The sequence below is a fragment of the Paenibacillus sp. FSL K6-1096 genome, from assembly GCF_037977055.1.
Lineage (GTDB): Bacteria > Bacillota > Bacilli > Paenibacillales > Paenibacillaceae > Paenibacillus_AQ.
Window position 1 is genome coordinate 3,723,416 of the sequence record NZ_CP150274.1, and the last position, 12,290, is coordinate 3,735,705.

Annotated in this window: 12 protein-coding genes; 11 read left to right on the plus strand and 1 reads right to left on the minus strand. The window is 54.4% G+C overall.

All coding sequences use genetic code 11. From position 1 onward, the window contains the following. Positions 1 to 67: 67 nt before the first annotated feature. The 6 genes from MHI24_RS16595 to MHI24_RS16620 all read left to right on the plus strand — a co-directional run bounded on the left by MHI24_RS16595 (position 68) and on the right by MHI24_RS16620 (position 5,459). A complete protein-coding gene (locus tag MHI24_RS16595; RefSeq protein ID WP_340020666.1) occupies positions 68 to 247 on the plus strand; it encodes a small, acid-soluble spore protein, alpha/beta type in 180 nt (59 codons plus the stop codon). A 197-nt stretch (positions 248 to 444) separates the two neighbouring features. Then, complete coding sequence (ispE, locus tag MHI24_RS16600) at positions 445 to 1,299, plus strand: 4-(cytidine 5'-diphospho)-2-C-methyl-D-erythritol kinase (RefSeq protein WP_340020667.1); 855 nt, start codon at positions 445 to 447, stop codon at positions 1,297 to 1,299. 146 nt (positions 1,300 to 1,445) lie between these two features. Then, positions 1,446 to 2,273, plus strand: a complete 828-nt coding sequence (purR, locus tag MHI24_RS16605; protein WP_238655765.1) for a pur operon repressor — start codon at positions 1,446 to 1,448, stop codon at positions 2,271 to 2,273. Between the two features lie 209 nt (positions 2,274 to 2,482). Beyond that, positions 2,483 to 2,770, plus strand: coding sequence for a septation regulator SpoVG (spoVG, locus tag MHI24_RS16610; protein ID WP_036696395.1), 288 nt, complete (start codon positions 2,483 to 2,485; stop codon positions 2,768 to 2,770). A 242-nt stretch (positions 2,771 to 3,012) separates the two neighbouring features. Next, entirely contained in the window at positions 3,013 to 4,413 is a 1,401-nt protein-coding gene (gene glmU, locus MHI24_RS16615; RefSeq protein WP_340020668.1) for a bifunctional UDP-N-acetylglucosamine diphosphorylase/glucosamine-1-phosphate N-acetyltransferase GlmU, read from the plus strand. 92 nt (positions 4,414 to 4,505) lie between these two features. Beyond that, on the plus strand, positions 4,506 to 5,459 hold the full coding sequence (locus MHI24_RS16620) for a ribose-phosphate diphosphokinase (RefSeq protein WP_019914487.1): 954 nt from the start codon (positions 4,506 to 4,508) through the stop codon (positions 5,457 to 5,459). A gap of 98 nt (positions 5,460 to 5,557) precedes the next feature. On the opposite strand, the gene MHI24_RS16625 is transcribed toward MHI24_RS16620, so the two are convergent. After that, positions 5,558 to 5,758, minus strand: coding sequence for a hypothetical protein (locus MHI24_RS16625; RefSeq protein ID WP_340026705.1), 201 nt, complete (start codon positions 5,756 to 5,758; stop codon positions 5,558 to 5,560). A gap of 91 nt (positions 5,759 to 5,849) precedes the next feature. Here MHI24_RS16625 and pth point away from each other — a divergent pair, with 91 nt between their 5' ends. The 5 genes from pth to spoVT all read left to right on the plus strand — a co-directional run bounded on the left by pth (position 5,850) and on the right by spoVT (position 12,268). Beyond that, positions 5,850 to 6,410, plus strand: a complete 561-nt coding sequence (gene pth, locus MHI24_RS16630; RefSeq protein ID WP_340020669.1) for an aminoacyl-tRNA hydrolase — start codon at positions 5,850 to 5,852, stop codon at positions 6,408 to 6,410. Between the two features lie 90 nt (positions 6,411 to 6,500). Beyond that, on the plus strand, positions 6,501 to 6,731 hold the full coding sequence (locus MHI24_RS16635; protein ID WP_238655763.1) for an anti-sigma-F factor Fin family protein: 231 nt from the start codon (positions 6,501 to 6,503) through the stop codon (positions 6,729 to 6,731). A gap of 131 nt (positions 6,732 to 6,862) precedes the next feature. Then, on the plus strand, positions 6,863 to 10,387 hold the full coding sequence (mfd, locus tag MHI24_RS16640; RefSeq protein ID WP_340020670.1) for a transcription-repair coupling factor: 3,525 nt from the start codon (positions 6,863 to 6,865) through the stop codon (positions 10,385 to 10,387). After that, positions 10,374 to 11,429 (plus strand): peptidylprolyl isomerase, encoded by a 1,056-nt coding sequence (locus MHI24_RS16645; protein ID WP_340020671.1) that lies wholly within the window; start codon positions 10,374 to 10,376, stop codon positions 11,427 to 11,429. Before mfd ends, MHI24_RS16645 begins: the two co-directional genes overlap by 14 nt. Before the next feature lie 296 nt (positions 11,430 to 11,725). Next, on the plus strand, positions 11,726 to 12,268 hold the full coding sequence (spoVT, locus tag MHI24_RS16650) for a stage V sporulation protein T (RefSeq protein WP_340020672.1): 543 nt from the start codon (positions 11,726 to 11,728) through the stop codon (positions 12,266 to 12,268). Positions 12,269 to 12,290 lie beyond the last annotated feature (22 nt).

The following is a 12,290-nucleotide window of genomic DNA, read 5'->3' on the forward strand; positions in this document are numbered from 1 at the left end:
GGCCCCTCGGCGCATACTACAGAGGCAGTACGTTCATCATCCACTAGCACAAAGGGAGGAATCCGAAATGAGCCGCAGAAGACGGGGCATGATGTCGGAGGAATTGAAGACGGAGCTGGCGAAGGAGCTTGGCTTCTACGAGACTGTGGAGCGGGAAGGCTGGGGCGGAATCCGGGCGGCTGATGCCGGGAATATGGTGAAACGGGCAATACAGCTGGCTGAACAAGCAGCAGCACGCAAATCGTAGACTGCCGGGGGAGAGGACGTTCATGCATACAGGTATCGCCTGCGGGCGGTGCCTTTTTTTATCGATAACAATTTATATGTTGTGGGGTTGTTTTGGTGTATGAACAGGCTGCGGGGGGATATAATGGACTTCACTGCAAGTTTCTCATATAATATGTTAAGTTGTTTTTACGGGAAAAGCGAGGGTGGGTGAACGCCTTGAAAATGTATGAGAAAGCGCCGGCCAAAATCAATCTGATGCTGGATGTGCTGCACAAGCGGCCTGATGGATTTCATGAAGTAGAAATGATCATGACGATGGTCGATCTGGCCGACCGACTGGAGCTGTCTGAGCTGAAGCGGGATTCCATTATTATCTCTAGCCAGGCCGGATATATTCCGCTGGACGAGAAGAATCTGGCGTTCCAGGCTGCACGGCTGATCAAGGATCGGTATAACGTAAGAAGCGGTGTACATATCCATCTGGACAAAAGAATCCCGGTTGCCGCCGGTCTGGCCGGCGGCAGCAGCGATGCCGCGGCCACGCTGCGCGGCCTGAACCGGCTCTGGCGCCTCGGTATTCCGGCAGAGGAGCTGCAGGAGCTGGGCGCCGAGCTGGGCTCAGACGTCCCGTTCTGCGTCACCGGAGGCACGGCCCTGGCTACGGGCAGGGGGGAACGGCTGACTCCGATCCAGAGCCCGCCGCAATGCTGGGTTATCCTGGCCAAGCCGCCGATCAATGTATCGACGGCAGAGGTATACGGACGCGTACGCGCGAATCAGATCGCGGTTCATCCGTCAGCGCTCCGGATGCGGCAGGCCCTTGAGGCCGGCGATTTCGCAGCTGTCTGTGCGGGCCTGGGGAACGTGCTGGAGGATGTGACCCTGAAGCTCCATCCTGAAGTGCAGCAGCTCAAGGAAGCGATGGAGAAGCTGGGGGCGGACGGCGTATTGATGTCGGGCAGCGGCCCGACAGTCTTCGGCCTGGTCTCCAGGCAGTCGAAGGTAGCCAGAATCTATAACGGGCTGCGCGGCTTCTGCAAGGAAGTCTATGCGGTGCGTTCGCTGAGCTAGCGTATTCCGGCCAGACCGTTTCCACTTGTATAAATCCGTACAATAATGATATTATTCATTATAATATTCGGTTTTGTATAAAGTGAATTTAAGAATCAAGCATAAACGTCATTCTTAAATTCAGCTTATATGGCGAGGAGCATTCCGTGAAGAAACTTAAACGAAGCCAGCGGCTGGTTGATATGACCCAATTTCTGTTGGAGAAGCCGCACGATCTGCTTCCGCTGTCCACCTTTGCAGAGCGGTACGGGGCGGCGAAATCATCAGTCAGCGAAGATCTGGCAATTATAAAAGAGGTATTTGAAGGTGAAGGCGTGGGCGAGCTGCAGACGCTCGCAGGCGCGGCAGGCGGGGTACGGTACATTCCGCAGATGCCGATGGACATGGCGCTGGCCTTCGTGAACCGGCTGTGCGGACAGCTTGAACAGAGTGACCGGATTCTGCCGGGCGGTTATCTGTACATGTCGGATCTGCTGGGCCTTCCATCGCTGATGGAGCAGGCCGGCAAGCTTATAGCGACCGCCTTCTACGGCGTGGAGATTGATGTGGTGATGACCGTGGAGACCAAGGGAATTCCGCTGGCCTACGCGACCGCTGCGCAGCTGGGACTGCCTGTAGTTCTGGTGCGCCGCGACCATCAGGTAACGGAAGGCTCGGCGGTAAGCATTAACTATGTATCCGGCTCGCACAAGAGCATTCATACGATGTCGCTCTCCAGAAGAGCGCTGCGCGAGAAGTCCCGGGTGCTGATCGTGGATGACTTCATGAAGGCAGGCGGCACGGTGCGGGGCATGGTTGATCTGCTGGAGGAATTCAACGCCGAGGTGGCTGGCGTAGGGGTGCTGGTGGAATCCGGCGCCGTGGAGAAGGAAGAGCGCCTGCTGCATGATTATGTGTCGCTTGTGAAGCTGACTGAGGTGGACTCCAAGGTGCGGCGGATTTCGGCTCTGCCGGGCAACTATTTCTCCTCTTGAAATGGCGGAAATTGTCCTTCTGGAAATTCGCTTAAAATGTCGAATCGGTGAGGATTCTTAAGATAACTGCACGAAATCTGTCGAAATCGAAGATTCGGCAAAAATAATCTTCATTATCAGGCATTTTTTGGAATACAAAAGAAGGATTTCGCTTTGCTGTGTGGAATTATACACCAAGTCTCTGATGGAAAAAGGTGGTGAACACACACATGCAAATTACGGATGTCAGACTCCGCCGCGTCAACTCTGAGGGTAGAATGAAAGCAATTGCATCCATTACAATCGATAACGAGTTTGTTGTTCATGACATACGCGTCATCGACGGGAATAACGGGATGTTTGTTGCGATGCCCAGCAAGCGTACACCTGACGGTGAATTCCGCGATATCGCACACCCGATCTCTTCGGGAACGCGCGAGAAGATTCAATCTGCGGTACTGGCCGAGTACGAACGCGCCGCTACGGAAGAAGAGGAAGTCATTGAAGAGGGAGCTTAAGCGTATGCGCTGACTCTCCTGGATTGCTGCCTCCCCAAGGGCGGCGACAGGCCATACCGATTGGTATGTTTCGGGGCCCCCGCCAAGTACCCGGGTCAGCCTCGGAGCCAAAGCCTCACTTTGTGGGGTGATTCTATTGGGGTTCGAAGAAAAGGGAACCATGCAGGCAATGGTTCTCTTTTCTTTTTGCGCGGAATGAGATATATTCAGTAGTGAGTTCAAGAAGTAGGAGGTTGGCATTCTTGAAAAGAATGGCTGTTGTTCTTGCTGCAGGCCAAGGCAAGCGCATGAAATCAAAATTATACAAGGTACTGCACCCTGTCTGCGGGAAACCGATGGTAGGGCATGTGCTGGATACGGTGAAGGCCACCGGCTGTGAGCGTACCGTTGTTGTCGTAGGGCACGGGGCGGAGAAGGTTAAGGCTTATCTCGGCCAGGTTGCTGAATATGTGCTGCAGGAAACACAGCTCGGTACAGGCCATGCCGTCAAGCAGGCCAAGGATCTTCTGGGCAGTGAGGAAGGTACGACGGTTGTGGCTTACGGTGATACACCGCTGATAACCGCAGAGACACTAAAGGGATTGATGGCACTGCATGAAGAGCAGGGCGCTGCTGTTACGGTGCTTACTGCAGTCATGGAAGATCCATCAGGCCTCGGCAGAATTATCCGTAATGAAGACGGTGCTCTGATGAAGATCGTTGAGCAGAAGGACTGCTCTGCTGAAGAGGCAGCGGTCTGTGAGATCAACACTGGGATTTATTGCTTTGATAACGCTAAATTATTCGCAGCACTGGAGGAAGTCACTCCAAACAATATGCAAGGCGAGTACTATTTAACGGATGTTATTGGCATTCTGCGGGAACAAGGAAATCTTGTTCTGGCATTCCAGACGGAGGATGCTACAGAATCTATCGGTGTGAATGACCGTCTGGCATTATCGGAAGCGGAAGGCTACATGCGCGAGCGCATCAACCGCAGACATATGCTCGGCGGAGTAACTATAATTGACCCGGCTTCAACCTATATTGGAGCAGAGGTCGTCATCGGGGCAGATACGGTGCTCTATCCGGGCACGGTACTGAAGGGCAAGACCGTCATCGGTGAGGATTGTGTCATCGGACCGGCCAGCGAAATTGAAGACTGCGTGATTATGGACGGTGCTGCGGTGAAGCAGTCGGTTCTGAATCAGGCACAGGTCGGCACACGGGCTACCGTTGGGCCTTTTGCATATTTGCGCCCGGGCACGGTGCTGGGCCAGGAGGTCAAGATCGGCGACTTCGTGGAGGTCAAGAATGCCACGATCGGCGACGGATCCAAGGTCTCCCACTTAAGCTATGTCGGTGATGCCGAGGTCGGCAGGAATGTCAATATCGGCTGCGGCGCGATTACCGTGAATTATGACGGGTACAATAAGTCGAAAACGGAGATCGGCGATGATGCTTTTATCGGCAGCAACGTGAATTTGGTGGCTCCGGTTACTGTGGGCAAGGGCGCCTTCGTGGTCGCAGGCTCAACCATCACGCGTTCGGTATCAGCGGATGATCTGGCGATTGCCAGAGCAAGGCAGGAGAACAAGCCGGGATACGCGGAGAAGATCCGTGCCCGCGCCAAAGCGAAGAAAGACCAGCATAGTCCATCGTAAGAGGTTCAGGCCAAACGCGCCGGACGGACTTCTTGCACATCCGCGCCGGTGCTGTTTGGACGTTAAATTCCGTCACGGAGGGTTTATATTTTATGACTTATTGTGATTCCAAACTCAAGATTTTCACCTGCAACTCCAATCCCAAGCTGGCCAGCCAGATCGCCGATTATATCGGCATTCCGATGGGCGAGTCCCATACCACCAGCTTCAGTGACGGGGAGATTCAGGTCAAGCTGTCGGAGAGCGTCCGGGGCTGTCATGTCTACATTGTGCAGTCCACCTGCGGTCCGGTGAATGACAATCTGATGGAGCTTCTGGTGATGGTGGACGCGCTTAAGCGTGCATCTGCGAAGAGCATCAATGTCGTCATTCCTTACTACGGGTATGCCCGTCAAGACCGTAAGGCCCGTTCCCGCGACCCGATTACGGCCAAGCTGGTAGCGAACCTGATTGAAAAAGCAGGTGCACACCGTGTCATTACGATGGACCTTCATGCCATGCAGATTCAAGGCTTCTTCGATATTCCGGTCGATCACCTGCTGGGTGTTCCGATTCTGGCCCAATATTTCCGTTCCAAGCAGATCCAGAACCCGGTGGTGGTATCCCCGGACCATGGCGGCGTGGTGCGGGCCAGAAAGCTCGCCGACTTCCTCAATGCCCCACTGGCGATTATCGACAAGCGGCGTCCTGAGCCTAATGTGAGTGAGGTTATGAACATCATCGGGAATATCGAAGGCAAAACAGCGATTCTGATCGATGATATTATCGATACGGCCGGTACGATTGTTCTGGGAGCCAATGCCCTAATGGAGGGCGGCGTGAAGGAAGTTTACGCGTGCTGTACACATCCTGTCTTGTCCGGTCCTGCGCATGAACGTCTGGAGAACTCTCCAATCAAGGAAATTATCGTGACGGATACCATTCCAATCCGCAGCAGCAATCCTACAAGCAAGCTCAAGGTGCTGTCTGTCGCCCCGCTGATGGGTGAAGCCATTATCCGGGTGCATGAGGAGCTGTCCATCAGCAAGCTGTTCGAAATCGAATAGACTGCGCTAAATAGAAAAAGGGTTACACCTTTCCTGATACGGAAGATGTAACCCTTGTCGGCGTGATGCGGGCGGAGCTTCGACTTAAGCCAGAAGCCTTAATAGCCCGGGCGGGAGATGAAGGTGAAGAGGCTGCGGTTATACAGTGTTCCTTGCAGCTCTACGAAGCCTTCGTCCACCGCTGTAATTACACCGATGTCTACGTGCGCGTTCCCCCTATAGACTTCAACAGGCACAGCATTTTGAATATGGTACTGGAAATGGCGCTGTAGTGTTAGAATATCGCCCTGATGTGGCATTGTCATCACCTGTCTCCGGAGAATACACTTATTGTACCAAAAACGGAACTCTTCTGCTGAAAGTAGCATATGGAAAGGATAAACCTTAATTATGAAATGGATTGTTGGACTCGGGAATCCCGGACCGCAATACGCGAAGACCCGGCATAATGTCGGCTTCATGGCGCTAGATCAGCTTGCGGCCAGAAATGGCATCACCTTTAACCAGAATAAATGCAAATCGGTGATCGGCGAAGGCGTCATCAGCGGCGTCAAGACGGTACTGATTAAACCGATGACCTTCATGAACCTGTCCGGTGAAGCCGTACGGGCGTATATGGATTATTATAAGGTACAGCTGGAGGATATGATTGTGGTCTATGACGATCTGGATACCGAGCTGGGCAAGATCCGGCTGCGCTATCAGGGCAGTGCCGGCGGGCATAACGGGATTAAATCGATTATCCAGCACACCGGCACCCAGACCTTCAACCGGGTACGCATGGGTATCTCCCGGCCGGAGCCGGGCTTCGCAATCGTCGACTATGTGCTGTCGGCATTCCCCAAGAAGGATGGGGCGAAGCTGGAGAGCATGATTACCGGCACTTGTGATGCTCTCGAATTCAGCCTGCAGCATACCTTCGAGCAGACCATGGCCAAATTCAACGGCTAATACCAAGGCATAGGGTTCAGTTACTTTGAGGCTAAAGCGATCCAGGGCGGGGCATACTGAAGGTATATACTATCTTCGGGAGGCATATAGATGGCAATACACTATGTATGCAGGCATTGCAGGACATTCCTGGGAAGCATCGGCAGAAGTGACATTACAGAAATGCAGCTTGGGCTGCATTCCTTGACCCCTGCGGAGCGCAGAGATATAATAGCGTATGATTCAGAAGGCGAGATTACGGTGAAGGTGACCTGCGATTACTGCAAGCAGGCGCTGGAGTATAATCCCGAGCTCAGCCTCCTGGCCAGTCCGCTTCAGTAAGGTGGAAGCGCCTGTCTCTATCGTTATCCGCAAGCCTTGGCCTTATCGCTAAGGCTTGTTTTCGATTCTAATTATAACGGGTGTCAGCGGCTCTGCCGCTGTCCGCCTGTTCAGTAAGAGAGGTGCACCTGTTGTTACAAGGTCTTATAGAAGCTTTTTCCAAGGATTCTGATTTCCAGTCTGTCACCAGCGGCCTGGCTGCAGGCATGAAAGAACAGCTCATCTCCGGCTTATCCGGCTCCGCCAGACAGATTATGCTGGCTGCGCTGCATGAACAGACCGGACGGCCGCTGCTTGTAGTAACCCACAATATGTTCTCCGCCCAGAAGATGGCCGAGGATTTGCAGGAAGCGCTTTCCCCGGACCGGGTGCTGCTCTATCCGGCCAATGAGCTGGTGGCTGCCGAAGCGGCGGTCTCCAGTCCCGAGACGCTGGCGCAGCGGATTGATGTGCTGACCCGATGCGCCCAGGGCTTCCGCGGCGTTGTGGTCGTGCCTTATTCCGGTGTACGGAGACTGCTCCCCGCCCCCCATGTGATGGCGGAGGCCCAGCTCACCGTGTCACAGGACAGCACGCTTGTGCTGGATGACTTCCTGCTGTCCATGATAGAGATGGGCTACGAGCGGGTGGAGCGGGTAGAGAACCGCGGCGAGCTTAGTGTCCGCGGAGGAATCATCGATTTCTATCCTATGACTTCTCCACTGGCGTACCGGGTGGAGCTGTTTGATGATGAGGTAGACTCCATACGTACCTTTGACCCGATGGATCAGCGCTCAATCGATAAGGTCAACAGCGTGAAGATTACACCGGCGAAGGAGATCATTGCCGACCAGCTGCGCCAGGACGCGGCTTCTTCAGCTGCGTCAGCCATGCTGGAGCGGCAGCTGGAGAAGATGACCGACCGCCAGGCCAAGCTGCGCCTGCGCGAGGAGATCGGCCGGGAGCTGGAAATGCTGCGCCAAGGCACTTATTTCCCGGAGGTCTACAAATATATCAGCCTGCTGTATCCTGAACGTACCCATCTGTATGACTATATGGCAGAGGATACGGTGCTGATTCTCGATGAGCCGGCGAGACTGCTGGAGACGGCCAAGCAGCTGGAGCGCGATGAGTCGGAGTGGAACCTGCATCTGCTGCAGAACGGCAAGAATCTGCCTGAGCTGCACCTCTCCGTCGAGAACGATGTCATTATGTACAGCCGCCCGTTCCAGAGTCTGTTCATGTCCACCTTCCTGCGCCAGGTTCCGCATATTCAGCCGCAGAACATCCTGGGCTTCATCAGCCGGGGCATGCAGGACTTCCACGGTCAGATGAATGTGCTGAAATCGGAGATGGAGCGCTGGCACAAGTCCGGGGTGAAGGTAATTATGCTCGCCAACGGCGAGGAACGGATCGAACGGGTCCGCCGGGTCCTCGACGATTACGGTATTGAGGAGCCGACCATCCTTCAGGGGAATCTCGGCTCCGGCTTTGAGCTGCCTTCCATCCATCTGGCGGTCATTACGGAAGGCGAGATGTTCTCGCAGAAGCAGCGCAAGGCCCGCAAGGTCACCAAGGGAATGGATAACGCTGAACGCATCAAGAGCTATACCGAGCTGAAGATCGGCGATTATGTGGTACACCAGAACCACGGGATCGGCAAGTACATGGGCATCGGAACGCTGGAGGTCAGCGGGATTCACCGTGACTATATGCATATTCTCTATGCCGGAGGCGACAAGCTTTCAGTTCCGATTGACCAAATTGACCTGATACAGAAATATGTCGGCTCGGAAGACAAGGAGCCGAAGGTATACAAGCTGGGCGGCAATGAATGGACGAGGGTAACCAGCAAGGTGCGCAGCTCCGTCCAGGATATCGCCGATGACCTGATCAAGCTGTACGCAGAGCGCCAGAGCGCGCTGGGCTACGGGTTCGAGAAGGATACCCAGGAGCAGCGTGAATTCGAAGAGATGTTTCCGTATGAGGAGACCCGTGACCAGCTCCGGGCGATCGAAGAGATCAAGAAGGATATGGAGCAGAACCGTCCGATGGACCGGCTGCTCTGCGGAGATGTGGGATACGGCAAGACGGAGGTGGCGATCCGGGCCGCTTTTAAATCAGCGATTGAAGGCAAGCAGGTGGCGGTCCTTGTGCCGACAACCATCCTGGCGCAGCAGCATTATGAGACCTTCCGCGAGCGCTTCGCCAATTATCCGCTGAATATTCAGGTGCTCAGCCGCTTCCGCAGCCGCAAGGAGCAGAACGAGACGATTAAGGGTGTAAGACAGGGGACTGTGGATGTGGTCATCGGGACGCACCGTCTGCTGTCGCAGGATCTGGTCTTCAAGGATCTGGGCCTCCTGATTGTCGATGAGGAGCAGCGCTTCGGGGTTACCCATAAGGAGAAGCTGAAGAAGCTGAAGACCAATGTCGATGTTCTGACCCTGACGGCCACGCCGATTCCCCGTACGCTGCATATGTCAATGCTCGGCGTGCGCGATCTGTCGGTCATTGAGACCCCGCCGGAGAACCGCTTCCCGGTTCAGACGTATGTGGTGGAGCATAGCCAGACCCTGATCCGCGAGGCGGTAGAGCGCGAGCTCGCCCGGGGCGGGCAGGTCTATTATCTGTATAACCGCGTTCAGGGCATCCAGGAGATGGCCGCACAGATCTCTATGCTGGTGCCGGAGGCGAGAGTGGGCATCGGGCACGGGCAGATGTCGGAGTCGGAGCTGGAGAAGACCATTCTCGACTTCCTGGACGGGGAGTATGATGTGCTGGTCAGCACCAGCATTATCGAGACGGGTGTCGATATTCCGAACGTCAATACGCTTATTGTGCATGATGCCGACAAAATGGGGCTGTCCCAGCTGTATCAGCTGCGCGGACGCGTAGGCCGGTCCAACCGGATTGCCTATGCTTATTTCACCTACCAGCGCGATAAGGTGCTGACAGAGGTGGCCGAGAAGCGCCTGCAGTCGATTAAGGAATTCACGGAGCTGGGTTCCGGCTTCAAAATTGCCATGCGCGACCTCTCCATCCGCGGAGCGGGCAACCTGCTCGGCGCAGAGCAGCACGGCTTCATCGCTTCGGTCGGCTTCGACCTGTATTCGCAGATGCTGGCCGAGGAAATCCGCAAGCGTAAGGTCAGCGTGCTGGGCGAAGAGGATACCTCGCTGAAGCAGGGCAATACGGTCATTGATTTGTCGATTGACGCGTATCTTCCGTCCGAGTATATTTACGACAGCATCCAGAAGATTGAAATCTACAAAAAAGTGGCTGCAGTGGCATCCTTCGAGGATGCCGCAGAGCTTGAGGATGAGCTGCTCGACCGGTTCGGCGAATTGCCGGAGTCAGTCGTTAATCTGCTCTCCGTAGCCCGGCTGAAGGTGTACGGCAAGCTGTACGGCATGGAATCGGTTGTCCGGCGCGGAGATGAGGTCTCGCTGAATTTCCATGAAGGAAGCATCGGGGCCTTTGATACGGCGAAGCTGGCCAAGGTTGGTAATAGCTTTGAAAGACGTGTACAATTTGATAAGGATGCCAAAGCCACCATCCGGATCAAGGTGAAGGATCTGGGTGACAAGGAGCTGCTGGATCTGCTGGAGCAATTCCTCGCGGCAGCCGGACAGTCTCTAAAATCGAAGGGAGAATTACACAATGTCGTTAAATAAAAAATCCTGGAAGGTACTGGCGGTCGCGCTGACCGCAGCCCTGTCCTTCTCCATGCTTGCTGCCTGCAGCAACAAGAATAGCGATACTGCAGTGGCGACCTATAAGGGCGGCACGATTACCGAGAAGGAATTCAACGTGGACACGCGTGTAATGAAGTTCCTCTCACCCGAGCAGGCCCAGTACTTAGAGATTGATATGTTCAAGGAATCGATTCTGAAGCAGGAGGTTGCCTTTGAATACCTGGCCGGACAAGCCAAGGATGAGGCGAAGAAGGCAGCCGAGAAGGAAGTCGATACCCAGATTGCCAATATCAAGACTACGCTGGGCGATAACTATAAGAAAGCGCTGAAGGAACAGGATCTGAGCGAATCCGACCTGCGCGCCTATATGCAGCGCGTGCTTACCGTATATCAGGACATGCTGCTGAAGGTAACGGACGAGCAGGTGAAGAAGCAGTATGAAGACACCAAGGCGGACTATACTGTGGCTACACTGCGCCACGTCCTGATCGGCCTGACGGACAGCGCCGGCAAGGAGCGGTCCGATGCCGATGCGCTGAAGCGCGCCCAGGAAGTGAAGGCGAAGCTGGACGGCGGGGCAGATTTTGCCGCTGTGGTGAAGGAATACACCGATGATACCGCTACGAAGGAGACGGGCGGCGAATACAAGGACAAGCCTCTCGTAAATTATGTAGCAGAATTCAAAGCTGCGGCTCAGACCCTGCCGCTGAATACGATCAGTGATCCGGTCAAGAGCAGCTTCGGATATCACATTATCAAAGTGGAGGACCGCAAGGATACTACCTTCGAGACGCTGACGCCGGAGCAGCTTCAGACGGTGAAGAATTCAGCGGCTTCCGCTGCCCTGGAGAACTTCCTGGAGAAGGATCTGGACAGCCTGGAGATCAAAATCAATCTGCCGAAGAGCTCTCCTGCTGCCGGCCAGCCGGAAGCCAGCGCTACGCCGGCTGCAGGCAAGGATGAACCGGCCGCAACCGAAGCGCCTGCGGCAACACCTGCTGCCACCGAAGCAGCCAAATAAATCTGAATGAACAAGCCGCCCTGGTGCTGTACGCATCCGGGCGGCTTTTTTTCAACAAATAATGCTCCAGGGAAGTTATGGTATATAAATCACAAATTATGATCATAACTGGAATGATGCCGGGCCATGGCGTTCTAATTTCAGCTGAGCAATGATATGCAGGACGGGCGATGTATAAGGAACTGGGAAGAGATGAATACTATGGTCAGATATTACGATAAATCACTGGGATTAACCACTCCCTTAATGGACAGTAGTTGGAACATACTTCTTAAGAAAGCGGGGCAACATGTGAAATGAAAGCTACTGGTATTGTTCGCCGTATTGATGACCTCGGACGGGTTGTTATCCCCAAGGAAATTAGACGCACGTTAAGGATTCGCGAAGGAGATCCTCTGGAAATTTTCGTTGACCGTGATGGCGAGGTGATCCTGAAGAAATATTCGCCGATTGGTGAGCTGGGCGATTTCGCCAAGGAATACGCAGAGTCGCTGTATGAAGGAACAGGCCATATTACCATGATTACGGACCGGGACAGCTTCATCGCGCTCGCCGGCGGCTCCAAGAAGGATTATCTGGACAAGCAGGTGGGTATGCTGCTGGAGAAGGTGATGGAGAGCCGTAAGACAGTGCTTGAGACCAATGGCGGCAGCTATGACATCAGCAAAGACCACTCGGAGTTGTTATCGAGTTATGTGGCGGCCCCCATTATCTCCGGCGGTGATCCCATCGGCTGCGTAGTGCTGCTGAACAAGGATGATTCGGTTAAAATGGCGCAGATGGAAGTGAAGATGGCCGAAACAGCCGCCGCCTTCCTGGGTAAGCAGATGGAGCAATAATAGCAGGTGTATTCACATTGAA

Bases quoted from the DNA above. Each gene is read 5' to 3' on its own strand.
- MHI24_RS16620 (WP_019914487.1), top strand. From the start codon at position 4,506: ATGACTTATTGTGATTCCAAACTCAAGATTTTCACCTGCAACTCCAAT.
- MHI24_RS16625 (WP_340026705.1), bottom strand. From the start codon at position 5,758: ATGCCACATCAGGGCGATATTCTAACACTACAGCGCCATTTCCAGTAC.
- MHI24_RS16595 (WP_340020666.1), top strand. From the start codon at position 68: ATGAGCCGCAGAAGACGGGGCATGATGTCGGAGGAATTGAAGACGGAG.
- spoVT (WP_340020672.1), top strand. From the start codon at position 11,726: ATGAAAGCTACTGGTATTGTTCGCCGTATTGATGACCTCGGACGGGTT.
- MHI24_RS16635 (WP_238655763.1), top strand. From the start codon at position 6,501: ATGGCAATACACTATGTATGCAGGCATTGCAGGACATTCCTGGGAAGC.
- spoVG (WP_036696395.1), top strand. From the start codon at position 2,483: ATGCAAATTACGGATGTCAGACTCCGCCGCGTCAACTCTGAGGGTAGA.
- pth (WP_340020669.1), top strand. From the start codon at position 5,850: ATGAAATGGATTGTTGGACTCGGGAATCCCGGACCGCAATACGCGAAG.
- MHI24_RS16645 (WP_340020671.1), top strand. From the start codon at position 10,374: ATGTCGTTAAATAAAAAATCCTGGAAGGTACTGGCGGTCGCGCTGACC.